A 24,200-nucleotide genomic window follows, 5' to 3' on the forward strand; every position below is an offset into this window, starting at 1 on the left:
CCCATCCTGTCGCCGTCACGGGCGCGCGGGAGCGAAATCCGGCGCCGCTCGCACACCGGCCGCCGCCACCGGGAGAGGCCCGCATACGATCTCCGTACCTCATTCCGCACACGGACCACATACGTAAAACGGGGAGCAGACGCATGCGCAGGGCGATGACCATAACGGCGCTGATCGCGGCGGCCGGGCTGATGACCGCGTGCGGCGGCAGCGGTGGCGGCGATGACGAGGGCGGCAAGAAGGGGCGCACCGAGCAGGGCAGGGCCTCGTCGTCGAAGCCGGCGTCCGGCGTCAAGGACAGGACGTACGAGGTCACCTTCGAGGTCGACGGCGAAGGCAGCTCCAGCGTCTACTACAACCTCGACACGAACCACTCCGAGCAGGTCACCCTGCCGTGGAAGAAGTCGGGCGAACTCACCCTGAACAGCACCGAGCGCAAGGTCGGGATCACGGTGTCCGTCGTGCCGGGGACGGTGCGGCTGTCCAACGGCCAGTTCGCCGCGGCCCCTTGCTCGATCACCGTCGACGGCAAGAAGGTCGCCAAGGACCCCGGTGGCGCCAAGGGGAAGCACATGTGCGAGTACACGCTTCGCTGACGGCGTGGCGACGTGGCGACCGGTGGCGCGGCCGCGGGGGCCGGCCTGGGTTGACGCTCACCGGGCCCCTTCGGCGGACGGGTCGCTGGACGGGCCGCTGGACGGGTCGTTGAGCGGCTGGGCGGGCGGGGCGCCGAACGGCTCGAGGAACGGGACGATCGCGTCGATGAAGTGATCGTTCCGGTCGCCCGCCACCATGTGTCCCGCACCGGACACGTCGACGCGCCGCGCGTGGGGCACCCGCGCGCAGAACTCGTCGGCGATGTCCTCGCGCACCACGTCGCTGCTCCCGCCGCGGACGAGCAGGATCGGGGCGTCGGTGCGGCGTGCGGCGTCGAGGAGGCGCTCGGCCATGCCGGGTGGGTCCATGCGGCCCTCGAAGCTGTCCAGCATGCGGGGGTCCCAGTGCCAGACCCAGCGTCCGCCGTGGCGTCGCAGGTTGTTGCGCAGCCCGGCCTCCTCGTCGTCGGGGCGCGGGCGGTGCGGCAGGTAGGCGGAGACGGCGGCGGCCGCCTCCGCCACGGTGGTGAATCCGTCGGGGCGGCCGCGCATGAACTCGACGATCCGGCGGGCCCCGCGGGGGTCGGGTCGATGGGCGACGTCGACGAGTACGAGCGCGCGGATCGCCGCTCGGGGTGCCTCTCCGGCGGCGAGCAGCGCGCTGAGGCCGCCGAGGGAGGCGCCGACGAGTACGGGGCGGTGGCCGGGTCCGTCGGCTCCGCCGAGTCCGCCGAGTTCGGCGATGACCGCGCGGACGTCGTCGGCGAACAGGCCGAGGTCGTAGTCACCGTCGGGCGACCACGCGCTGGTGCCGTGTCCGCGCAGGTCCGGGGCGATCACCTGCCAGCCCAGGGTGGCCAGTCGGGGGCCGGTGCGGTCCCAGGCGTGGCGGGTCTGGCCGCCGCCGTGGAGCAGGAGGAGAGGGGGCGCGCAGGCCTCGCCCCACACGTTCGCCGTGAGCGGGATCCCGTCGCGGCCCGCGAAACCGCGGGTCCGGGGCGGTGCGCCGGCCGTCATGCCGGGTCCTGGGTCCGCAGCGGCGCCAGGAGCCGGTCGCGGTGGGGGTCGGCGGCGGCCGCGGCGAGCGCGACGTCCAGGGCGAGCAACGTACGTACGAGGAACTGGTCGTCGTCGGTCATGGCGGCCACCCACTGGTGCAGCGCGCCCAGGCACGCCGTGCTGACCACGGCGGCCAGCGCGTCGGTGTCGACGTCGGCGCGCAGCAGGCCCTGTGCCCGCGCGTCCGCCAGCGCGCGCCGGAGGTGGGTGAGCGGACCGCGGCGGAGTGCGAGGCCGCTGTCCTCCCACTCGCGGACCATGCGGCGCGAGACGACCGGGTCGTCCACGAACAACTGGACGGTCGACCGGACGACCTCCCGCGCATCACCGGCTCCACCCGCCCCGAGGCGGCTCTCCAGCTCGTCCATGAAGTCGGCGGCCAGCGCCTCCCAGATCTTGTCGCGCGGCCCGATCAGGTTGTACACGGTGGCCGGGGAGACCTCCGCCCGAGCGGCGATCCGCTCGGTACTGATCACCGACTCGGGGCTCTCCCGCAGCAGTTCACGGGTCGCCTCCAGAATCCGCCCACGCCGCTGGGCCTTGTGCCGCGCGCGGAGCCCGCCTTCCGCTGCCTGCATGAGCGCACCTCGCTAAAGTTAGAGACACCGCCAACTTTAGAGACATCTCTAAATTCCGCAAGGGCCTGGCGGCCACCACGCAACACCGCCGCGCGGTCGCGCCGGCAACTCTGGCTCGGTCATCCGTGCGCCCTGCCGCTCCGGTCGCCGACCGTCCTATGATCGCTACTCCGCGTAGGAGGGGGCTGGTATGGCGGCAGGAGGGTCGGCGTCGCGGCGGGCGCAGGAGGCGCGGCGGCAGGAGCGGCTGTTGCGTGAGCAGTGGCAGGCCGCGCGTCAGCAGGCGCGTCAGTGGGAAGCGGCGAGTGAGGGTGAACGCCGGGTCGCTGCCCAGCTGTTGGTGCTCACGGAGCGCGGGTGGCGGCTGCTCGTGGATCGACGCTGGCCGGGGACGCGGGTCGCCAATGTGGACATGCTGCTGGTGGGCCCCGGTGGTGTCTTCGTCATCGATGTGAAGAACTGGCGTGCAGCTCCCGAGACTTGGGGCGGCAAGCTCCGTGCTGGTGGTGAGCCGCGCGACGAGCACGTGGCGCGGCTCCTGGCGGTGACGAAAGCCGCGGAGGGGGCGGTCGCGTCCCTCGGTATGTCGCCGGTGGCAGTCCAGCCACTTATGGTCTTCGCGGGCCAGCGGGTCGACACCGGCCTCGGCAGGATTCGGCTCCTGGGCGAGCATGAGGTCGGCCCCGCACTGCTTTCGGAGCGGTGCAGACTCCGTACGGAATCGGTCCGCGCGATCGCCGACCATCTGGAACGCGTCTTCCCCGACTACGCGGGACCAGCCGTCGGGCGGGCGACACCGCCCGCCTCGGCCCAGCCTCAACAGGCTGAATCCGATGGCCTGTTCGACCTGGAAGGTCTGCGGGAAGCGGCGCTGAAGGAGGCGATGCGGGCCCCGATCGAGCAGTGGATGACGTTCCTTCACCCCGACCAGGTCGCGCTGGTACGCCGCAACTGGTCGGGCCCCGCGCGCATCAGCGGTCCGGCGGGCACGGGCAAGACAGTCGTGGGCCTGCACCGCGCGGCTCACCTCGCCCGGCGCACCAGCGGCCGGATCCTGTACGTCACGTTCGCCAACAACCTGCCCCGGGTGCAGGGCACCTTCCTCAAGACCATGTCTCCGGGCGTCGCGGACAGGGTGGACTTCCGCAGCCTGCACTCCTGGGCGCAGGAGTTCTTGCAGGAGCGCGGTGTCCAGGTGCGGCTGCACGGGGACAAGGCCGAGACCGCCTTCAGCCTGGCGTGGAAGCACGTCGGGCGGGACAGCCGCCTCGCGGAGATCGACCCGGCGCCGGGCTACTGGCGTGAGGAGATCGACCACGTCATCAAGGGCCGCGGCATCACCGCTTTCGAGGAGTACGCGACCGTGCCCCGGCGCCGCCGCAGGGCGGTCCTGCGCCGGTCACACCGGCAGGCGGTATGGGCGCTGTACGAGGCGTACGAGTCCCTGCGCGGCGAGCGCGGCGTGCACGACTTCAACGACGTCCTCTCCCTCGCCCTGGCGGAGGCGACGCGACGCAAGGAAGGGCCGCACTACGCGGCCGTGATCGTCGACGAGGTGCAGGACCTCACCCTGGTCGGGGTCCGTCTCCTGCACGCGCTGGTCGGTGACGCCTCCAACGGGCTGTTGCTGGTCGGTGATGGTCAACAGGCCGTCTATCCAGGAGGGTTCCGCCTCACCGACGCCGGCATCGATATCCGCGGCGACCGCGGACAAGTGCTGCGCACCAACTACCGCAACAGCAAACAGATCCTCGACACGGCCCTCGAGGTCGTTGCCGAGGACTCCTTCGACGACATCGACGGCCAGCGCACGCCCGGCCGCCGGGACGTCGATCTCACCTACCATGACGGCCAGGTGGTCCGGGTCGCGAAGTCGACCGTGGCCGAGCACGACCAGGCGCTCCTGGACGCCTTGTGCGCGCTGCGCGACGGAGCGCGGGCCGACGCCGCCGTGCTGTGCCCGTCCGTGCGGGCCATCGCTTACTACCAGCGGGTGCTCTCCCGTGCCGAGATCCCGATATGCCTGCTGGAGCACTACGACGGCCGCCCCGTCGACGCGGTCAAGCTGGGGACGTACCGCAGGGCCAAGGGGCTGGAGTTCAAGCGCGTATATCTGCCGCAACACGATGCTGCACTGCCGAAAGGCACAGCACCCGGTGGCACCGGCGTCACGGAGGCACACGAAACGGCGCGCGAACGCGAAGAGCTGCTACGTAGCCAGCTCTTCGTGGCGATGACCCGGGCCCGTGACTTGCTGTGGCTTGGAAGCGTGGACCGGTAGGGCTGCGGTGCCGTTCCCGCTTGCCATGCCGCTCCCCCTCTCTGCCGCTGCGAATTTGCCAAATGGGCAAGGTTGATCGCGTCGGGCGGGTGTCGCGCCGCATGATCGATGGGTAGCCGCGTCCGCCCGCGAACGAGGAGAAGCCCATGCAGCCCGAGCTGACCGCCGCGCTCCGCCACCGCACCGTCGAGGCCCCGGCCGGGCGCCTGCACCTGGTCGAGCAGGGCGCCGGGCCGCTGGTCCTGCTCGTGCACGGCTTCCCTGAGTCCTGGTACTCCTGGCGCCGCCAGCTGCCGGCCCTCGCGGCGGCCGGGTACCGGGCGGTGGCGATCGACGTACGCGGCTACGGCCGCTCCTCCAAGCCCGCCGCGACCGACGCCTACCGGATGCTCGACCTGGTGGACGACAACCTCGCCGTCGTGCGCGCCCTCGGCGAGGAGAACGCGGTGGTCGTCGGCCACGACTGGGGCTCCAACATCGCCGCCACCTCCGCCCTGCTCCACCCGGAGGTCTTCCGCGCCGTCGCCCTGCTCAGCGTCCCGTACGCGCCGCCCGGCGGCCCGCGCCCGACCGACGTCTTCGGCCGGATCGGCGGCCCCGAGCAGGAGTTCTACGTCTCCTACTTCCAGGCGCCCGGCCGCGCCGAGGCCGAGATCGAGCCCGACGTCCGGGGCTGGCTCGCGGGCCTCTACGCGGCCCTGTCCGCCGACACCATGCCCGCCCAGGGCGAGCCCGATCCGCACTTCGTCGCCCGCGACGGCGGCAGGATGCGTGACCGCTTCCCCACGGGGGTACTCCCGGCCTGGCTGAGCGAGGACGAACTCGACGTCTACGCAGGGGAGTTCGAGCGCACCGGGATCACCGGCGCCCTCAACCGGTACCGCAACATGGACCGGGACTGGGAAGACCTCGCCCCGCACCGCGGCGCCGCGATCAAGCAGCCGTCCCTCTTCATCGGCGGAGCCCTGGACGCCTCCACGACCTGGATGTCCGACGCCATCGACGCCTACCCCACCACCCTCCCCGGCCTGTCGGCGTCCCACCTCCTAAACGCCTGCGGCCACTGGATCCAGCAGGAGCGCCCCGACGAGGTCAACCGCCTCCTGACCGACTGGCTCGCCGGCCTCCAGGCTTGAATCGGGCGGGCCGCCTGCTACAGCCAGTCCCGACGCTTGAAGATGAAGTACAGGCTGACGCAGACCGCCGCCATCAGCAGGATCGCGAAGGGGTAGCCGAAGGCCCACTTCAGCTCCGGCATCGTGTCGAAGTTCATGCCGTAGATCGTGCCGACGAGGGTGGGGGCGAAGAGAATTGCCGCCCACGAGGAGATCTTCTTGAAGTTGTCTACCTGGTGGCGCTGACCAGCGTCGATGTGACGGTGCGCGTTCCTGACCTGGGAGGATGAGTCTTTCAGCGTCTTTCAGGTTCGTGCTGCGTTACGCGGTCGATTCTCCCCACGCGCTCCCCAGCACCGCCGAAACTCCCCAGATTCTCCCCAGCATTCGCCGTTGGGCGGGGCGGTTGTGACACAGCTTCTCCGCCATCAGCGGCGCTGCCGTAGGCACCCTGAGTGACAGGCACGGCGGCAAATCGCGTCTGATGCTGCGCAGGCAGACAGTAACGGGCGTGGTCCCCTCCAGAAGGCCGCCGCGGTAGACCACACGCCGATGGGTGGTCGGAGCGTTAAGCAGTGTTTCTCCGACCACCCATTGCTGCATCTATGCCTCGTGCGGCGCCCCGCAGCGATTCAGAAAGACGGGTTGGTGAGGACCCGCTGCAGGCAGAAGACCTCCTTCTCCACGACGTAGGCCGGGGCGATCACGTACTGAGCAGGCAGAAGGGGATCACAGGAGAGCCAAGCGGCCTGCCGCGATGGGTCGAGCCTTGTCCCGGGCAGCAGGTCAAAGTCCCACCGGAACGGCAAACCGATGCATGTCGCCCGACGCCACAACGCCTGCGTCTTCACCAGGGCTTGGTCGACGCGGGTAGCGAGGGTCATCCGCCCGTCCTTGTCCAGACCGAGGGCGCCCTCGATGAGTCCGGTGGTGGGAGGAGCCTGGAAAAGAGCCTGGCAGAGCTCGCCGAGGAACCACAGGTGGGCTGGCTTATAGGCCGGCCGAAGCGTGCTCGCTGTGGTGGCGGCGAGGGCCAGCGTCGCAAGATGGTGTTCGACCAGAGACTGGTAGTCGCGGGCGATGCTCTGGTGGTCGGCGTGAGCGTTGGAAGGCAGGTCACCACGCTGGCGGGTCTGAGCGGCCAACATGGCAGCCAGTCTCTTCTCCAGCCGCTCTACCCGAGCAACGATTTGGACGAATTCGTGACGCAGATCTTGGTTGTCCCGCTCCACGGCAGAGAGTCGCTGGTGACCCACGTCGAGCTGGCGCTGGACACGGAGCATGTCCTCGCTGCTGTGCAGTGAGGAGCTTTGCTGGGGCATCTGTGCGTGGGGGCACGGGGCCTCGGAGGGATGGGAGAACCAGCAGGCGCTGTTCACAGGTGCTCCTGGACGGGTCAGTAGTCGGAGGCGAAGTGGACGGTGGTGGCGGCTTCTTCGCCGGTCTTCGGTACGACGGCGCGTACCTTGATCTCGGTCTCGCCGAACCGCAGGTAAAGCCGTACCTGACGATCGTCGAGGGCGTCCCTCATGTTCAGGGCGACGCTGACGGTTCCGATCCGCTCACAGCCTGGGTCCGTCACGTATCGGGGGTTCTCCTGTGTAGTGGTGTACAGGTCGAAGATCAGTCTTGTGGTGTCTCCCTCGACGGGCAGGAAGACATCGCTGATCTCTTGCTCCGTATCCACCACGTCTCCGATGGTCACCAGCTTGGCGAACCGCTTTCGGCACCGGGCGACGCCGTCCGAGGCCACGAAACGCAGTTCCTCGGGGTCCACATCGGGCTCGAAGCGGGTGCTGCTGTTGACCCCGTAGGTGTAGCGGGCGCGACGGGCACGGGTCTGCGGACTGTAGGCGAAGTGCACGGCACCGTAGAGGACTGCGGAGCTTGGATCCGGCGGGACTAGGACGTGGGCGCGGCCCTTGAGGTGTTGCTTGAACGCGTGCTGGAGATATGGCGAGTTGCTGAAGCCACCTACCATCAAGACCACGGGCATGGGTGAGTCGGGCGGGAGGCTGGGGACGGCCACTTCGGCGAGTTGCTCGTCGATGAGATCCAGGACATCGGGTACGACCGTGTCGAAGACGTCCTGCATCTCCTTGGGGGTGATGAGGATGGAGTCGGTTACCCCGCGCTGCTTGCGAGCCAGGCGCTTACGTACCGCGGCGCCCAGTTTCCGGTCGACCGCGGTGGGGATGGGCAGGGGGACTGGGTCCGTGGTGTCCGCCCCGAAGGACAGTTTGTGACGCTCCCATGCCTCGACCAGGTCGAGCATTGCCTCGGGCACTTCTTCGCGGAGCTGTTTGACCAGTTCCGGCTTGCCGAAGCGATCGGCTAGGAGTCGGTCCTCAAAGCGGTGGTTGAGCTCGTTGGAGCCGTGTCGCCCTCCATTGACCAGGCCGATTTCGACCATTCGACCGGCCTCGTCGTTCACGTAGGCGGCCAAGTCCACGGTGCCGCCGCCACTGTCGACGACCAAGATGCGCCTGCCTGGAGCGGAGAGGTCCATCGGAGGCTGATCCCCCTCTCCGGGCGGTTTGGCACCGCGAACACGTGCATGGTGGACTGCCGCCTCGGGTTCCAGCGCGAGGATGAGCCGGCCGTCCTCGTTGGGAAATCCGGCTGCGGCGGCACACCGTCTGACCGTCTGCTTGTTCTGGTCGTTGAAGATCGCGGGAACGGTGATGCACCAGCGGATATCTTCCTCTAGGTAGCCGCTGCTGGTGATTTGTGCCAGCGCCGCCTCGCGCACACGAGACAGCAGCTCAATCGTCAACCTCTCTGCCTCGCTGGGCGGTTCGACCAAGCATGGTTCACCATCGTCATCCGTGCTCTCCCCGCCTTCTTCATCAAGCGCGTCAGTGTCACCGTGCCCCTCCTGGCTTGCCGACGCGGTGATCTCCAGGTCACCGGTCCTGGATGCCCTTGAGCTCGCTGCCTCTTTGTGTCGCCCCATACGCCTCTGCACGTCGGTGGCTCGCGGGGACGTCTCCATCAGGTCCATCTTGAAGGCTGCGCAATACCGGTGCCCCGCGCTTCCGCTGAGGAGACTCAGTGCCCGCCGCCGGGCTTCGTACCCCCAGGCGAGGACCTTGTCGCCCTCACCGAGCAGCAGAGCGGAGAGGTTCTTGACAGCGGACACAGGCTGGCCCGGCCACTGTGTGAAGAAATGGATGCGGCGACGCTCGGCGTCTTCGTTCTCCTCATCGATGACCGCCCAGGCGAATCCGGTGGCATGCGTACCTAGGTCGACTCCGCAGACGATCAAAGGTTCGGACATGTCTCTCCCACGGAGGATAGGGCCGCGAAGCTATCCAGAGGCTTCGCCGACGACACCCTGTGCCGTGACAATGCCTGCCCGCATCCCGAATTGGGCTGAACCCGCCGCGTCGGGGAGTTTCGATACACCAAGACGGCCGATATTAGACATGAAATATTACTGAAATGGGTGTCCAGAATTGGGCATGTATATTTCTGGGAAGATCCGGGAGGTTTAGATGCACGACGACTTGGCCCCGCCAATGCGGCTCGCGGAGCGCGAAGCGGAGACCGAAGAGAGCGGCTTCTTCATGCGGGTTTCCGCGCCACCCGCCAGCGTGAGTGGTGGTGACGAGGCAGCCGAGGAGGCCGGGGAGAAAGGGCAGGAGGAAATCCTCAGCAAGCTACGAGCCTACGGGGCGATGAAGGCGAGCCGCGACGACCTGATCCGCGAGGCTGACGCACAGCAGATTGAAGAGGCGCGCATTGCCCGCCTAATGGGACACTCACGCACCACCATCCGGGCAGCTTTGGGGAAGCGCTGAGAGAACTGACCACGGAGAAGCCGATGCTTCAGCCGCTCACTCTGCGTTCCTACTGCGGCGTCGGTGAAAGTGCCGCCGACCTCGAGCACGTTGGCTGGAGTAAGCGCTTAGAAGGCACGTGTTCTATCTATTGAGCTTTAGGGGTTGACCTGCGCAAACGCAGCTTCTCAGCGCTGTCCCCCGGGGCGCGGGGGACACATGGGGGAATCGTAGATCCCTGGTGACTGGGGGACGCGAGTTGTCTCCAGCCAGGCCGTACGCAGGGTCTCACACTATCTTCACGCCTCCGAAGCCCCTAGTGGCAACAATCCTGCCCCATATGTCTGGTACGGGTTGACCTTGCAGATGTCAGTTCTAGGCTGCATGCGATCTTGCATAGGTCAGCGTGACCTTGCATCGAGGGGCGGGGTTAGTCGTACGTGGTGCATGCGTTAGAGGTCTTGGAGGGCGGGTCTGCGGGGGCGCCAAGGGCCGAGTTCGAGGTGGTGTACGTCGCCCCTGACGGGTCGGAGTCGCGGCGTTTGCTGGCGGATGCGTGGGCGGTGCAGTTCGAGCACGTCGCGCCTGTACGCGCGTTCGCGTCGTACCGCGGCCAGCGGAACTTGCCGGGCCTGTGGTGGTCCGCCACGGCGGGCGGGCATATCGGGTATGAGTCCTGGCTGGAGCGGGACCACGTGATGTTGCTGGACTTCGATCCGGCGGTAGTGGGTATCTCCTCGCAACCGTTCTGGCTGTTCTGGTCCTCGGTGAAGGGCAAGCCGGTCTCGCATGCGCCGGACTACTTCGCCCGCCGGGACGACGGATCGGCGGTTGTCGTCGACTGCCGTCCGGCCGAGCGTCGCAGAGCGAGGGACTGGGTGAAGTTCGAAGCGACGGAGACGGCTTGTGATCAGGTGGGGTGGGAGTTTCGGCTGCTGGGGGCGCCGGATCCGGTGCTGGTGCGGAACGTGCGCTGGCTGGCGGGCTACCGCCACCCTCGCCACCGGGTGGAGCCGGTGGCCTCGTGGCTGCTGGAGACGTTCGTCGAGCCGTTGCCGCTGATGGACGGTGTCCTGGCTGTGGGGGAGCCGGTGGCGGTGCTGCCGGTGCTGTTCCATCTGCTGTGGTCGCACGAGTTGGCGGCGGACACGTCGGTTCCGTTGCACGCCGAGTCGCTGGTGTCGCTGGGGATGGTCCGGTGAGGGCGGGCGGCGAGAGTACGGTGCTGCGGGTCGGGGACTGGGTCACCTTCGATGACGGCCAGCACCAGGTGGTGGCTCTGGCGGGGACGGCGGTGCGGCTGCGGTCGTCGGGCGGTGAGGAGTCGGTGGTGCTGGCCTCGTACTTGATGGCGGCGCCGGACTTCTCGGTGACGGGCACCGAGTCGCTGCCCACGCTGGAGCCGGCCGGGTTGCTGGAGTCGCTGCCCGAGGCTGCGAGGGAGGCGGCGGTGGAGTGGGAACGGCACGTGGTGGAGGTGGAGACCGGCTTGCCGGCGGGGGCGGAGCCGGGAACGGCGGTGAGGCCCGAGTACGACCCTGCACGGCCGTTGGTGGAGCGGGCCCAGGCGAAGGCGGATGAGCTGGGGGTGAGCCTTCGCACGGTGATGGCCAAGCGGTCGCGCTACGCACAGCAGGGGGTGTGGGGGCTGGTCGATGGACGCCTGGTGCGGCTGACGGAGGCGACAGGCCGGGCGGACGCCCGGCTGGTCGCCGCGGTGAAGCAGGTGCTGGATGACCAGACGCACGCTTCGACGGGCACGCGATCGCGGGTGATCCGGCGGGTGGTGAAGCTGGTCGAGGACACCCACGGCGAAGGGGTGGTGCCGCTGCCGAGCCGCAACACCTTCTACAAGCTCATCGACGCCCTGTCCACGGGACGGCATAGCTTCGGGTCGGCGGCCGCCCGGCGGCAGACGGCGAACCGGCCGACGGGCCCGTTTACGCCGACGTTCGCGGACCGTCCCGGAGAACAGGTGCAGATCGACTCCACCCCGCTGGACGTCATGGTGGTCCTGGACTCCGGGGTCGTAGCCCGCGCCGAATTGACGATCGCGGTCGATGTCGCCACCCGCACGATCTGCGCGGCGGTGTTGCGGCCGGTGAGTACCAAGGCGGTGGACGCCTCGCTGCTGCTGGCGCGGATGCTGGTGCCGGAGCCGATGCGGCCGGGCTGGCCGCTGAGTCTGCGGATGACGGCCTCGCGGATGCCGCACCGGCAGCTCCTCGACGTCGATGCGCGGATGGACCAGGCTGCTGCCAAGCCGGTGATCGTGCCGGACACCGTCGTCATCGACGGCGGCAAGGTGTTCATCTCCAACACGTTCATCCGGGCCTGCGCCCGGCTGGGCATCTCGGTCCAGCGGGCACGCCCCCGCACGCCCACAGACAAGGCGATCGTGGAGGCGACGTTCTCGGCGATCAACACCCTGTTCTGCCAGCACCTGGCCGGCTACACCGGCCGGGATGTGAGCCGCCGCGGCGAGCGGGTTGAGCAGGCCGCGGTCTGGACGATCCCCGAACTGCAGAATTTGCTGGATGAGTGGTTGCTGGCGGGGTGGCAGACCAGGCCGCATGACGCCCTTCGGGATCCGTTTCGGCCGGGGAAGGCCATCTCGCCGAACGACAAGTACGCCTCCTTGGTGGCGGCGGCCGGCTACCTGCCGCTGGTGTTGCGCGGGGAGGACTATCTGGAGCTGTTACCGGTGGCCTGGCGCGCGATCAACGACTACGGCATCCGCATCGCGCACCGCACCTACGACAGCGCCGAGCTGGGTCCCTATCGGCGTCAGCACTCCGGCCATGCGGCCAGGCGCGGGCTCTGGGAGGTGCACTACGACCCTTACGACCTCTCGCAGGTCTTCGCGCGCACTGAAGGCGGCTGGGTCACCGCGCCCTGGGTGCATCTCCCGCTGGTGGCCGCGCCGTTCGCCGAGTTCACCTGGGCGCACGCCCGACGCCTGGCCGCCGAGGCCGGCCTGGACGACACCAACGAGGTGGCCGTCGCCCGTGTCCTGGACGCGCTGCTGACGCGCGCCGAACACGGCCCGGACCGGCAATCGGCCCGCGTCCTGGGCCGCACCCGCGCGGCAGCCGCTCTGGCCGCCCCCACTGCCGCACCTGCGATCGAAAGCGCCCCCGAGCCCGAGCAGGAGTCCACGGCGGCGCCACCGGCCGCGAACGTGGTGCCCTTCGGGGTCTTCGACGCCCACGCCGAAGCCGAAAGGTGGCTATGAGCACGCCCTCCTCCCGGATGCCGCAGACGGATCTGCCCAAGGCGACGCCACCGGATTGTCCACTGACCACCAAGGAGGGCTGGCGCCGCTACGTCGAGCGCGAGAGCACCCCACCGCCGTTACACAGCGCCACTGAGCGGGCCGCGCTGACCGGCCGGGCACGGGACCGTGAGGACGAGTGGCGGCGGGAGTATCACGCGGACCTGCCGATGGTGAACACCCCGACCATCCGCAAAGTCATCGCCACCGCACGACTGTTGATCCAGCTCAACCGCCACCAGGTCTCCGCCCGCCGGGGCGTGATCCTTTCCGGTGCTTCCGGTACGGGCAAGACCACCGCGCTCACCCAGCTGGGCCGCGCGCACGAGCTGGCCACGCGCAAGCGCCATCCGCACGACGGGGCCCGCCTGCCGGTCATCTACGTGACCGTTCCCCCGGCGGCGACGCCGAAGATGCTCGCGACAGAGTTCGCCCGCTTCTTCGGATTGCCCTTTCCCAAGCGGGGAGTGACCCTCACCGACATCGTGGACGCGGTCTGCGCGACCGCCGCCCACACCCGGGTCGATCTCGTCCTGGTGGACGAGCTGCACAACCTCAACCTGGCCACCCGCTCCGGTGCGGAAGCCTCCGACCAGTTGAAATACTTCGCCGAACGGCTGCCGGCCACGTTCGCTTACGCGGGCATCGACATCGAGACCCAGGGCCTGTTCGCCGGCACCCGCGGCCGTCAGATCGCCGGACGGTTCGTCGTCATCCCTGCCGCCCCGTTCTCCCACGCCACCGGCGCCGACCAGGAGACGTGGCGGGCCCTGGTCCGCACGCTGGAGTCCTTGCTCCGCCTTCACGAGCACGCCCCCGGAACGCTCACCGAGATGAGCGACTACCTCTTTCACCGCACCAGCGGCATGATCGGAAGCCTTTCCCAGCTCATCCGCGGCGCTGCCGTGCTGGCCATCGAGGACGGCAGCGAGCGCATCACGAGAGAGCTGCTGGAGCTGGTTCCCCTGGACTTCGCCGCCGAGCAGACCCAGCGGCTGATCACCCCGGCAGGCGCAAAGGGCCGACGCCGGAGCGTGGCCTGATGCTCCTGCCCCGGCTGCCCGACCCGGTCCCCCCGGCCCGTCACGAAATCGCTGTCTCCTACATCAGCCGCCTGGCCACCCTGCACGGCATGGACTCACAAACGCTCTGGATGCAGGCCACCCGGCCGAAGCGGGAGGGAGCCTCCCGACGCGTCCCGATCCCCGAACAGCTCGCCGCGCTCACCGGCCGCAACGTCCACGCCCTGGCCGGGGCCCTGCCCGAACTGCGCGACCCGCTACCGGACTGGGCCATGTTTCGCCACGCGACGCAGAGCGGCTGTCATCTCTGTGACGCCCGCCATCCGGGCGGCCGGGTGGTGAGGCTGCTGCCGCACCACACCTACGTCTGCCTGCGGCACGGCACCTGGATCGGCCCGCCCGACATCGACCACCCCGCTGCCGGCCTCGCCCAGCTGCCGGAAGTCATCGACGCCCAGCGCCGCCATCACGTCCTCGTGCGACGTTACGGCTGGGAAGCCGCCTACGACGCGGTGCTGACCGCCTTCATGCTCTGCGCGCACATCTGGGCCGACGGCCGCCTGCCTGGCGAGGACTTCCACGTCTGGCACACCTGGGACAGCCGGACGTACGCCCTCATCCCCTACGACCATGCCGCCAAGTCCTACAGCTCCTACAGCACGTCCAAGCTGTTCGCCGCCGTCTATCCCGAGGTCATCGGCCTGGCACCGCTGATTGCCTCCCCCTACTGGCGGCAGCTGGCCTGCGGCACCACCACGGAGCAATCCCGGTTCTTCGCCGAGGTCGGCAAGCGCGTCACCTACCCCTACAGAAAGAAGGAGCACGGCGACGCCGTCGCGCACTGGGCCATCGCGGATGCCTGGCGCCCACCCTCGACACCGCTGACGACCTACACGCCGGGCCAGGTTCGCGGAAAGCTCTCTCCGCTCCACGCCAGTCGGGCCGCGCGGCACGCGAACAGCGTGAAGTGGTACAGCCGCATCAACCGGAACCAGGGCCGCACCCTCCTGTTCCACAACCACCTCAAGCCCGTCCTCCTGCGCGACAAGACACCGCAATACGTGAAGTGGGAAGGCACCGTCTGGCACAGCAGCCGCACCGACGCCCTCATAAAGGAAGAGGTCGCACGGCGGCGAAAGGAACTCCAAGACGGAGCAGCGCGCTTGCGGCACCAGCGGACGTTGCATGAAGGGTCAAACGGGAGCCAGCCCGATGCCGACCACAGCATCTGATGGCAGGGCCGGTCGGGACAGGTGCCACACCGGAAAGAGGCCCGCGTCAGCAGGTGGTGCCGGGCGCTACCTTCTCTAGTCCCAGGAGGTAGTCGTCGACGGCGTTGGTGACGCAGGCGTTGCTGCGGCCGTAGGCGGTGTGTCCCAGGCCCTCGTACGTCAGCAGCATGCCGCCGGGGAACTGGTCGGCCAGGCTCACGGCATCCTCGTAAGGGGTGGCCGGGTCGCCGGTGGTTCCCACCACCAGCACCGGTGGTACGCCGGCGGCGTTGACCTTGTGCGGCTTCATCGTGCCGGTGGGCCATCCCTTGCAGGTCAGAGCGGTCATCACAGCTGAAGTGCCGTAGATGCCCGCGGCCTTGTCGGCGGTTTCGAGGGCGTCCCAGTACGGCCTTTCGCTGCGCGGATGGGGTGTGTCAAGGCAGCTGACGGCCTGGAGTGCGGCCTCGCTGTTGTCGACGGGCACCTGGCTGTCGTCGCCCGCCTCGTCGGTCTCGTCGGCGGGTCCGTCCGAGGAGTCGGCGGGTCCAGATGGCTCCCAGTCCTCTGCTTCCGAGAGCTGTTCGTCGTACAGGCCGGCCATTTTTGTCCCGTCCCCGTCGGCCGCGTCCCCCAGCGCCTCGGAGAGGTCTGGCCACTGGTCCTCGGGCGTGTACATCGACTCTGTGATCGCGGTGAGCAGCATGGTGGCGTCGAGCCCGTACTCGTCCCCGTCAACGGGCAGCGGTTCACGCTCCGTCTGCTCGTACAGATCGTCGATCAGTGCGGATATCTCCTCAGGGGTGCTGCCGGGGCAGCTGTCTTCGGCGATGTCCGCGCAGTAGGTGGCGTAGTCGTCGACGGCCTGCTGGAAGCTGACTGCCTGTCCTATCGTGAGCGCCGACCAGTCCTGGGAGGGGTCTATCGCTCCGTCAAGAACCAGGGCACGCACTCTGCGTGGGAACTGCTCGGCGTAGGACGTGCCCAGGCTCGTGCCGTAGGACCAGCCGATGTAGGTGAGCTTGCCCTCGCCGAGGGCGGCGCGCAGCACGTCCATGTCCCGGGCGGCGTCCGGTGTGCCGACGTGGCGCAGGAGCGGGCCGCTGTTTGCCCGGCAGGCGTCGGCCTCGGCCTGTGCGCTGGCCAGCGCCTCCTGCTGGTCGGTCTCGGTCTGGGGATAGAGCGGCTGTTGTGCCGACGTGGTGTCCTCGGCGCCATCATCGGTGGCCTCCTCTTGGTCGTCCTCACACGTGAGGGCAGGCGAGCTCTGCCCGACGCCGCGCGGGTCGAAGGAGACGATGTCGAAGCGGTTGCGTACCTTCTTGCTGATCGATTCGGCTATGCCGTCCTTGAGGGACTGCACGCCGGGCAGGCCGGGGCCGCCCGGGTTGTAGACAAGTGTCCCGATGCGCCGGTCCGGGTCCGCGGTGACGGACTTCGCCACCGGCAGGACGAACGTCTTGCCGTTGGCGGGGTGTGCGTAATCCATGGGAACGGTGAGTTTCGCGCACTCGAAGTCCCCGCAGTCAGACCATGTCAGCTTCTGGCTGTAGAAGGACTTCAGCTCCGGGCGGCCGGCCAGGTCGGCGGCAGCGGCCGATGTCCCTGGCCGGTCCGGGGCCGTGCAGGCGGCCAGGGACGTCGAGCCGAGGACGGCCAGGGCAATGATGAGGGCGTGGCGGCGGGTTGCGCGGTTCAACGGGCTGCTCCCATGTTCGGTTCACGGGTAGCTTCCCGGGCCGATGCTGAGGTTTTGATGAAGCGCCGCGTTGGCCGGCCCGTGTGATCGGCCTGTGCCCGGCTCGGTCAGCCGCGCGCCGGCAGGCGCAGTACGAAGCGGGCACCGCCGCGATCACCGCGTGCGGCGGTGAGGGTCCCGCCATGGGCGTGGGCGACCCATGAAGTGATGGACAGGCCCAGACCTGCGGACCCGGATCTGCTGCGAAAACGTTCGAACAGGGCGCTCGCCACCTCGGGAGGCAGTCCGGGGCCGGCGTCGTCGACCGTCACGGTGCCGTCCCGGGTGACGGTGATACGGACGTCCGCAGGCTCTCCCGGCGCATGGCCGTGCGCCAGCGCGTTGCCCAGGAGGTTGGACACGGCCCGGCGGATGAGGTCGGGGTCGGCGGCCACGACGGTCTCCTGTGCGTCGAGCGTGACCTGGTGTCCTTGCGTCGGCGCGTCCTCGATGACCGCTTCCACCACCTGGTCCAGGCGCAGCGGCTGGCGGGCCAGGGCCGCTGTACCGGACATCAGCCGGGCCCGGGTCAACAGCCCGTCGACGAGCTGCCCCATGGCCTGCGCCAGGCGCAGGGTGCGCCGGTGTACTTCAGTGCTGTCCGTCTCACCGCGCAATGCGGTTTCCGCGAGCGTGTGCAGCGACGCGACAGGCGTGCGCAGGTCGTGCGCGGCGTCGGCGAGGAATGCCTCCTGCTGGCCCAAAGCGGCCAGCGCGGGCCGGATAGCCCGTCCGGACAGCAGGTGCCCGACCGCGGCCGACAGCAGCACCAGTACGGCGCAGCCGCCTGTCACCACCCAGGTCAGCCTGCGGTGATCGGCCCGCTGCCCGGTTGTCTTGGACACGGTCACCAGGGCGCCTTCTGGGCCCTCGCGTTCGGCCGCGTCCAGCGGGTAGTACGGCAGGGCGAACACCCGCACTGGCTCGCCGTCGCTGGTCCGCCGGTCGAAGGCTCTTGCACCATCGGCGCGCACGGCCTCCTGGGCGGCATCCTGAACGACTGTCGGGCTCACGCTCAGACAGGGCCGGTGCGGGGCGTGCTCGACCACCAGGTCCGCGTCCGCGTCGGACGGCACGGAGAGCACGAAGAACGGAGGGCACGCGGTGCCCATCGTGTCGACAAGCACCGTGGTGTCCAGCCGGCCCTCCTCGTCCGTCTCCAGCAGGCCCAGGGCCCAACTGGTGTCCACATCCATCGAGTGGTCGACCTGCTCACGCCACCGGACGTCGTCGCTGCGCACCGCGAAGAGGGCCATCGCGACGAGCCCCACGGCGCTGGTGAACGCGAACAACGCGGTGATCCTGCGACGCAGCCGCTTGACCCGCATCGTGGGCGTGAGCGCCCGGGGCCCGCGGCGGAGAAAGGCCCTTCTCATCGCGGTTCGCCAGCCGCACGCTCCTCGGACACCAGTCGGTATCCGACTCCCCGTACGGTCCTGATCAGCGGCGGGTCTCCCAGCTTGCGGCGCAGCTGGGAGACAAGGACCTCCAGGACGTTCGACTGCGGCTGCGCCATCTCATCCCAGCAGCTTGCGATCAGCTCCGCGCGGGACACCGCCTGGTCGGCCCGCGCCACCAGCACTTCGAGGACAGCGAACTCCCGGCTGGTGAGGGTGAGCAGCACCCCGCCCCGGTGGACATGCCTGCGGGCGGTATCGACCTCCAGATCACCCACATAGTGCACAGGCGGGCGGACGACCGCGGCGCGGCGGCACAGACTGCCTACCCGCGCGATCAGCTCCGGTACGGCGAAAGGCTTGACGAGGTAGTCGTCACCGCCGCTCGTGAAGCCTTCCACGCGGTCGGCAACGGTGTCACGGGCGGTGAGGAACAAGACGGGCACGGCACGGCCTCCGCGGCGCAACCCGTTCACGTACACGGCGGCATCACCGGAGGGAAGCATCCGGTCGAAGACCGCGCAGTCGTAGGCAGTGACGAACAGTGCCTCGTCGGCCTGGGGGAGGTCGGCTACCTGATCGACGGCGAACCCTGCGGCACGCAGCGCGGCGGCCACCGCGAAACGCAAGTTCTCGTCGTCCTCGACCAGCAGCACCCGCACGCGGCTCACCCTATCCGCACTGCTCTGAAAGCCCTGGCCGGGGAGCAGCGCGTGCGCTCCGGCCGCAGAAGGAGGGAAGCCCCGCCTGCCGGACCACGATGTCGCCGGTTCGGGCTGTACCCGTCGGACCCGACTACCCCTCGGTGAGCCGCTGCTTGGCCTGGCCCGCGCACCACCTTACTGAGGCCGCCCTCCGTCCCCCCGGGGCAGCTCTCCAGGCGGCTTGACCAGGACCGTGCTACCGATCACCGGGGCTGCCCGTCTACTCTCACTGCAGGCTCCCAGCCCCCGAGCCGTGACCGTCTTTGAGGCCAGCTGGAACCGCATCGCCGACAACGCGGCTCCAGCCCCTGCCCTCCAGGCGGCGGCGGGGCAACTCCCGCGGCCCTGCCACCCGGAGGGCACCTCGCGCGAGGCCCGACCGAGGGGAGCCTTCGGTGCCTCGCGCACCCGGCCGCCGCCGCACTCCGGCGGCGGCCGGACCCAAGAAGCGTCCCACCGGCGGTGCCCCCTGTCCGCGCAATGCCATATTCCGGCTGCGCATCCATCCCGTTGCGCATCGACGATGCGGTCAGCCGCTTCCGCAGCCGGGCACAAGCTGGTCACGGCAGCTCAGCAGACATGATCCGGGCCCACGCCCGCGTCCATGCCCCTGTCCCACCCGTAAGCCGTGAGTGCCGGCGCATTCCCGCGACGCCGACACCCACGGTCGGACTGCAACGGCTACGGAGGGGAGCTCGACACAGCCGGAACGTCCTGCCCCCACCCTCCTCCACCAACAGGGGGCAGAACGGGCCGGCACAGCGCATTTCCTCTACGCCAGGTCACCTTCCGCCGCGCCCTGATCCACACCTGGCACCGAGCCCCTGCCGGCTTCAGGCCACCGAGCAGCCCCGGCCGCATCCGCCTGCCGCCACGCTCCGATCAGCACACCCAGCCCGACCGAGTCGCAGAACGAGACGCCGGACAGATCCAGCACGATAAAGCGGCCACCCCGCGCGATCAGCTCCCTGAACTGCGGACGGAACGCTGGGGCGGTCACGTAATCCATCTCGCCACGGACCCTCGCGACCAGGAAGCTCCCAGAAGCACTCAACTCGACCAGAGGGTCAGCCACAAGGCTCTGCCCACCAGTTCGCCAGAAGGCAGCGCTGCCGAATCTCGAAAAACACCAGCTTTACCCACACCCGTCCGACGCCTATGTCGGCACCAGCCCGACCAGGCTGTTCGTCAACGCGTCACGATCACCGCCAGGCTATGCCCGGGCCACCTGCAACGCTCCTCACACAGTCGCTGAATGCGCCCCGCGCACCCATAACGACCAGATGTGCTCCCCAAGCGCCGCCTTCTGACAAGCTCGCCTACGGTGCTGGCTCATCCCTGTCCCCCCTGTTTTGTATCCATGTGAATCCGTACGGCCGGTTCGAGCGGGACATGAACAGCCGCTTCGATCTGGACCTGTCCATCCGGGCTACGGTGCCTGGCCCTCGTCCGCGGCAGGCAGAGGCAGCCGCAACCCCCGGGGGGCACTGGGCTCCGGGCCTGGCCCGAGCTGGGGCGTAGACGGCGTTGCCCGGGACGCCGAGCATCCCGGGCAACGCGAGTGAGTGACAGGACCCCCGGAGCTCCGGAACGGCTCCTGGCCGAGTGTCCTGGCGTAGGGCGCAGAGACGCCCCCGTTCCGGTGGCGAGGGGGGGCCGTCAGTGGGGCAGCACGGCTTCGATGGCGGTGGTGACCTCGTCGGAGTCCGGTTCGGTCTGGGGTGCGAAGCGCGCCATGACGTTGCCCTCAGGGGCGATGAGGAACTTTTCGAAGTTCCAGCGCACGTCGCCGGTGTAGCCCTCGGCGTCGGGAGTGTCGATCAGCTTGTCGTAGAGGGGGTGGCGGGTCGGGCCGTGGACGTCGGTCTTCTGGGTCATGGGAAAGGTGGTGCCGTAGGTGGCGGAGCAGAACGTGGCGATCTCCTCCGCGGTGCCGGGTTCCTGGCCCATGAACTGGTTGCATGGCACCCCCAGGACGGTGAAGCCGCGGGCCGCATAGGTTCGCTGGAGCTTTTCCAGGGCGGCGTACTGGGGGGTGAGGCCGCACTGGGAGGCGACGTTGACGATGAGAACGGCCTTTCCCTGGTACTGGTCGAGGCGGGCGGGGCCGCCGGTGAGGGCATCGATCTCGATGTCGAAGACGGTCATGACTCTCCTTGTGTGTGGTGCTGTGCAGGGGTGCGGGTGGCCTCAGTTGTGGGTGGCGGGGGCCTTGTCCGGGGTGTGCGGCTGTGCGGTGCCGGGGCGGGGCCGGGGGTCGTGGGTGATGAGGAGGGTGGCGGCGAGAGCGGCGAGGGTGAGGATTCCGGCGGCCCACCACAGGGCGGTGCTGTAGCCGTGGACAAGGGCCTCGGTGCGCTGGCCACGGTGACCGCCGATGTACGTGGCGGTGGAGGAGGCGGCGAGGGTGTTGAGCAGGGCGGTTCCGATCGCGCCGCCGACCTGCTGGGAGGTGTTGACCATCGCGGAGGCGATGCCGGCGTCCTCGGGGCGCGCACCGAGGGTGCCCAGGCTGAAGGCGGGCATCAAGGCGGTGCCCAGGCCCAGGCCGGTGACGAGCATGCCGGGCAGCACGATCGCCCAGTACGAGCTGTGCGGGGTGATCCGGGTGAGGATCAGCAGCCCGCCGGCCGCAACCAGGAAGCCGGGCCCCATCAACGCCCGTGCGGGCAGACGGGGGGCGAGACGGGGGCCGATCCGGGTGGAGGCGAACACCGAGGCGGCCGCGATCGGCAGGAACCCCGCTCCCGTCTGCACGGGGCTGAGGCCCAGGACGGTCTGCAGGTAGTAGGTCAAAAAGAGGTACATCCCGAAGTTGCCGATGACGGCCAGACCCACCGCGAGGTAGGCGCCGCCGCGGTTGCGATCCGCGAGGACACGCAGGGGCAGCAGCGGGGACTTCGCCCGCATCTGCCACCCGGCGAAGGCGGCCAGCAGGACCAGTCCGGCACAGATGGGACCCAGAGTGGCGGCGGATTTCCAGCCGTCCTCGGAGGCGTGGGAGAGGCCGTAGACGAAGCCGACCAGGCCGGCCGAGGCGAGCAGGACGCCGGGAACGTCGAGGCGGGAACGAGGACGGTCCCGGGCCGGGTCGGGCAGAGTGCGCAGGGCCCCGGCGGCGGCGATGACGCCGAAGAAGATGTTGATCAGCAGGGTCCAGCGCCAGTTCAGCGCCTGCGTGAGCACCCCGCCCAGCATGAGGCCGATCGCCGCGCCGCCGCCGGACAGGGCGCCGAAGACGCCGAACGCCTTGGCGCGTTCCTTGGTGTCGGTGAACATCACCGACATCAGCGACAGCACGGCAGGCACGAGCATGGCGCCGAAGACGCCCTGCAGAGCACGCGCCCCGATCAGCATGCCGGTGTTCAGGGCCGCGCCGCCGAGGGCGGAGGCGGCGGCGAAGCCGACGACGCCGGCCAAAAGGGTCCGCTTGTGCCCCCACAGGTCAGCGAGCCGACCGCCGAGCAGCAGCAGTCCGCCGAAGGTAAGGGAGTAGGCGGTGATCACCCACTGACGGGAGCCGTCGGAGAAACCGAGGTCGTGCTGGACCGAGGGCAGCGCGATGTTCATGACGGTGACGTCGAGCACGACCATCAGCTGGGCCAGGCATATGAAGAACAGCGCCGTCCAGCGCCCAGGAACCGGCGCGGATATGGGCGCCGGGCCGGAGCTGGACGGGGCGGACGGTGCAGACATGTCAGATCCTCCAGGCGGGTGAGGGTGGGGCGGCCGCCCGGCGCGGTGGTCTCCGTGGCCGGCGGCACGACCTTCACTGTCACGGCAGCAGGCACCGAATCCGGAGCCGTACGGTGGAATCTGCAAAGAAACGGCATACAGGCAGGAGCAGGCGATGGAATCCGGCACGGTCGACGAGACTGATCAGCGCCTCGTACGGGAGCTCCAGCACGACGGACGGGCGCCGTTCAGCCGCATCGCCGATGCCATCGGCGTCTCCGAACACACCGTTGCCCGCCGCTACCGGCGCCTGTACGCCATGGGCCTGCGGGTCATCGGCGTGCCCGGGCTGCGGCCCGCGGGGCCGACCCGGTGGCTACTGCGGGTGAGCTGCACCCCCGACGCCTCCGCGAAAATCGCCGACGCGCTGGCCAGGCGCGACGACACCTCCTGGGTCGTCATCGCCTCCGGCGGCACCGAACTGCACTGCGCGGTCCAGACCCGTACCACGCGCGAACGCGACGCCCTGTTCCTGCACAAGCTTCCCCAGACCCCGCAGGTCAGCTCCGTCGCCGCGTACTACCTCCTGCACACCTTCGCCGGCGCCTCCGACGCCTGGCACATCCCGACCACCACAGGCCCGGAAGACGACGACCAGGAAAAGCCGCCCCCCGGCCCGGCCCCCGACCCCGCCGCACTGGACGCCGTGGACGAACAGCTCATGGCAGAACTCGCCCAGGACGGCCGCGCCCCCCTCTCCGAACTCGCCCACGCCACCGGCCGCTCACCCGCCAGCATCAACCGCCGCCTGGAGCGCCTGCGCTCCACCGCCGCCCTGCGGCTCGCCGTCGACTTCATACCCGAACACCTCGGCTACCAGCTACTGGTGCGTTTCTGGCTGCGAGTGGCCCCCGGCCACCTCGACGCCGTCGGAACCGCCCTCGCCGCCCACTCCGAAATCCCGTTCGTGTCCGCCACCACCGGCGCCTCCAACATGGTCGCGACCGGGATGTTCCGTGACGCGGAGGAGCTGTACCAGTACCTCGACCACCGCATCGGTGCCCTCCCCGGAGTGAAGTCCATCGAGACCACCCTGATCCTGCGCGAAGTCAAACGCCTCACCTACCACCCCAGCTCCCGATAGGCGCCACCTGGCTATGCGAGAGGACCTTGTACGCGGTGCCGCGCACCGACAACAACTGGGACGGCCGTGCCCGAACCGATGCCGGCGGCAACGCCTCCCGGGATTCCGTAAGCCGCCACGCTCGCCACATCTTGCCCCCGAACCTTGCGGCCAGCGCCACCCGCGAGCAGGCCCCGGTTCTTCGCCGAAGTCAGCAACCGCGTCGCCTACCCCTTACACCGAAGGAACGCGGCGACGCCGTCGCCCACTGGGCCATCGGCGATCCCTTGCGCCCGCCCTCCGGCCGATGACGCTCTATATCCCGGCCGGGTACGCAGCAAGGCGTCCCCCACCCCGAGCTCTCATCAAAGTTCATCTGTGAAAGTTCTGCCACAGCCCCAGGGCGATCACGCCGCAGCACCGAAAATGCAAGATCGAATTACATGAACCAGGCAGAAGCCGATCACAACATTCCTTCATCACCCAGCTAAGCGTGGGCCCCGGCCCCGCCGGAGCCTGCCGCCCTCTGCGCACCCGCACCGCGTACAGGATCGAGGAGTGACGGCCCTTCCAGGCCGCTGGAGGCGAGCAGTACCCCGGGAACATCGAGGCGGGGCCGGGCCCGCTGCGGATCCGGCTGCGGCA

Annotated in this window: 20 protein-coding genes; 9 read left to right on the forward strand and 11 right to left on the reverse strand. The window is 69.2% G+C overall.

Going from position 1 to position 24,200, the window contains the following annotated elements:
* Positions 1-143 precede the first annotated feature (143 nt).
* Complete coding sequence (locus tag DMA15_RS29825) at positions 144-596, forward strand: hypothetical protein (protein ID WP_125515818.1); 453 nt, start codon at positions 144-146, stop codon at positions 594-596.
* 57 nt (positions 597-653) lie between these two features.
* Here DMA15_RS29825 and DMA15_RS29830 read toward each other — a convergent pair whose 3' ends face one another.
* Both DMA15_RS29830 and DMA15_RS29835 read right to left on the reverse strand, forming a co-directional pair.
* Complete coding sequence (locus DMA15_RS29830) at positions 654-1,613, reverse strand: alpha/beta hydrolase (RefSeq protein WP_125515819.1); 960 nt, start codon at positions 1,611-1,613, stop codon at positions 654-656.
* The gene (locus DMA15_RS29835; protein WP_125515820.1) at positions 1,610-2,233 is read right to left on the reverse strand and encodes a TetR/AcrR family transcriptional regulator; all 624 of its coding nucleotides are present in this window, start codon (positions 2,231-2,233) and stop codon (positions 1,610-1,612) included. Before DMA15_RS29835 ends, DMA15_RS29830 begins: the two co-directional genes overlap by 4 nt.
* Before the next feature lie 190 nt (positions 2,234-2,423).
* On the opposite strand from DMA15_RS29835, the gene DMA15_RS29840 reads away from it, so the two are divergent.
* A complete protein-coding gene (locus DMA15_RS29840) occupies positions 2,424-4,514 on the forward strand; it encodes a UvrD-helicase domain-containing protein (protein ID WP_125515821.1) in 2,091 nt (696 codons plus the stop codon).
* A gap of 146 nt (positions 4,515-4,660) precedes the next feature.
* Positions 4,661-5,650 (forward strand): alpha/beta hydrolase, encoded by a 990-nt coding sequence (locus DMA15_RS29845; RefSeq protein ID WP_125515822.1) that lies wholly within the window; start codon positions 4,661-4,663, stop codon positions 5,648-5,650.
* A 17-nt stretch (positions 5,651-5,667) separates the two neighbouring features.
* Here DMA15_RS29845 and DMA15_RS29850 read toward each other — a convergent pair whose 3' ends face one another.
* The 3 genes from DMA15_RS29850 to DMA15_RS29860 all read right to left on the reverse strand — a co-directional run bounded on the left by DMA15_RS29850 (position 5,668) and on the right by DMA15_RS29860 (position 8,909).
* Positions 5,668-5,928 carry a CorA family divalent cation transporter gene (locus DMA15_RS29850; RefSeq protein WP_276314400.1) on the reverse strand — a complete coding sequence of 87 codons (261 nt, stop codon included), beginning with the start codon at positions 5,926-5,928 and terminating at the stop codon, positions 5,668-5,670.
* A gap of 333 nt (positions 5,929-6,261) precedes the next feature.
* Positions 6,262-6,912 carry a hypothetical protein gene (locus DMA15_RS29855; protein ID WP_125515824.1) on the reverse strand — a complete coding sequence of 217 codons (651 nt, stop codon included), beginning with the start codon at positions 6,910-6,912 and terminating at the stop codon, positions 6,262-6,264.
* A gap of 113 nt (positions 6,913-7,025) precedes the next feature.
* Positions 7,026-8,909, reverse strand: a complete 1,884-nt coding sequence (locus tag DMA15_RS29860) for an Hsp70 family protein (protein WP_125515825.1) — start codon at positions 8,907-8,909, stop codon at positions 7,026-7,028.
* A 217-nt stretch (positions 8,910-9,126) separates the two neighbouring features.
* Between DMA15_RS29860 and DMA15_RS29865 the strand changes: the two genes are divergently transcribed.
* From DMA15_RS29865 to DMA15_RS29885, 5 genes are all read left to right on the forward strand, one after another.
* The gene (locus tag DMA15_RS29865; RefSeq protein WP_125515826.1) at positions 9,127-9,432 is read left to right on the forward strand and encodes a hypothetical protein; all 306 of its coding nucleotides are present in this window, start codon (positions 9,127-9,129) and stop codon (positions 9,430-9,432) included.
* Positions 9,433-9,917: 485 nt separating this feature from the next.
* A complete protein-coding gene (locus DMA15_RS29870; RefSeq protein WP_276314401.1) occupies positions 9,918-10,613 on the forward strand; it encodes a TnsA-like heteromeric transposase endonuclease subunit in 696 nt (231 codons plus the stop codon).
* On the forward strand, positions 10,610-12,646 hold the full coding sequence (locus tag DMA15_RS29875; RefSeq protein ID WP_125515828.1) for a Mu transposase C-terminal domain-containing protein: 2,037 nt from the start codon (positions 10,610-10,612) through the stop codon (positions 12,644-12,646). Before DMA15_RS29870 ends, DMA15_RS29875 begins: the two co-directional genes overlap by 4 nt.
* Positions 12,643-13,728 carry an ATP-binding protein gene (locus DMA15_RS29880; RefSeq protein ID WP_346428929.1) on the forward strand — a complete coding sequence of 362 codons (1,086 nt, stop codon included), beginning with the start codon at positions 12,643-12,645 and terminating at the stop codon, positions 13,726-13,728. Before DMA15_RS29875 ends, DMA15_RS29880 begins: the two co-directional genes overlap by 4 nt.
* Positions 13,728-14,939, forward strand: coding sequence for a TniQ family protein (locus DMA15_RS29885; protein ID WP_125515829.1), 1,212 nt, complete (start codon positions 13,728-13,730; stop codon positions 14,937-14,939). Before DMA15_RS29880 ends, DMA15_RS29885 begins: the two co-directional genes overlap by 1 nt.
* Before the next feature lie 46 nt (positions 14,940-14,985).
* Here DMA15_RS29885 and DMA15_RS29890 read toward each other — a convergent pair whose 3' ends face one another.
* The 6 genes from DMA15_RS29890 to DMA15_RS29915 form a co-directional block, all read right to left on the reverse strand.
* The gene (locus tag DMA15_RS29890) at positions 14,986-16,617 is read right to left on the reverse strand and encodes an alpha/beta hydrolase (protein ID WP_125515830.1); all 1,632 of its coding nucleotides are present in this window, start codon (positions 16,615-16,617) and stop codon (positions 14,986-14,988) included.
* Positions 16,618-16,724: 107 nt separating this feature from the next.
* Positions 16,725-18,032, reverse strand: a complete 1,308-nt coding sequence (locus DMA15_RS29895; protein ID WP_125515831.1) for a HAMP domain-containing sensor histidine kinase — start codon at positions 18,030-18,032, stop codon at positions 16,725-16,727.
* Complete coding sequence (locus DMA15_RS29900; protein ID WP_125518082.1) at positions 18,029-18,709, reverse strand: response regulator transcription factor; 681 nt, start codon at positions 18,707-18,709, stop codon at positions 18,029-18,031. The genes DMA15_RS29895 and DMA15_RS29900 overlap by 4 nt, the downstream gene beginning before the upstream one ends.
* An 820-nt stretch (positions 18,710-19,529) precedes the next feature.
* On the reverse strand, positions 19,530-19,832 hold the full coding sequence (locus tag DMA15_RS29905; RefSeq protein WP_276314376.1) for an STAS domain-containing protein: 303 nt from the start codon (positions 19,830-19,832) through the stop codon (positions 19,530-19,532).
* A gap of 584 nt (positions 19,833-20,416) precedes the next feature.
* On the reverse strand, positions 20,417-20,905 hold the full coding sequence (locus DMA15_RS29910) for a glutathione peroxidase (RefSeq protein ID WP_125515833.1): 489 nt from the start codon (positions 20,903-20,905) through the stop codon (positions 20,417-20,419).
* Positions 20,906-20,947: 42 nt separating this feature from the next.
* The gene (locus DMA15_RS29915; protein ID WP_125515834.1) at positions 20,948-22,453 is read right to left on the reverse strand and encodes an MFS transporter; all 1,506 of its coding nucleotides are present in this window, start codon (positions 22,451-22,453) and stop codon (positions 20,948-20,950) included.
* 154 nt (positions 22,454-22,607) lie between these two features.
* Here DMA15_RS29915 and DMA15_RS29920 point away from each other — a divergent pair, with 154 nt between their 5' ends.
* Entirely contained in the window at positions 22,608-23,576 is a 969-nt protein-coding gene (locus DMA15_RS29920; protein WP_125515835.1) for an AsnC family transcriptional regulator, read from the forward strand.
* Positions 23,577-24,200: the final 624 nt, after the last annotated feature.

This window comes from Streptomyces sp. WAC 01529 (assembly GCF_003945545.1).
Classification (GTDB): Bacteria; Actinomycetota; Actinomycetes; order Streptomycetales; family Streptomycetaceae; genus Streptomyces; species Streptomyces anatolicus.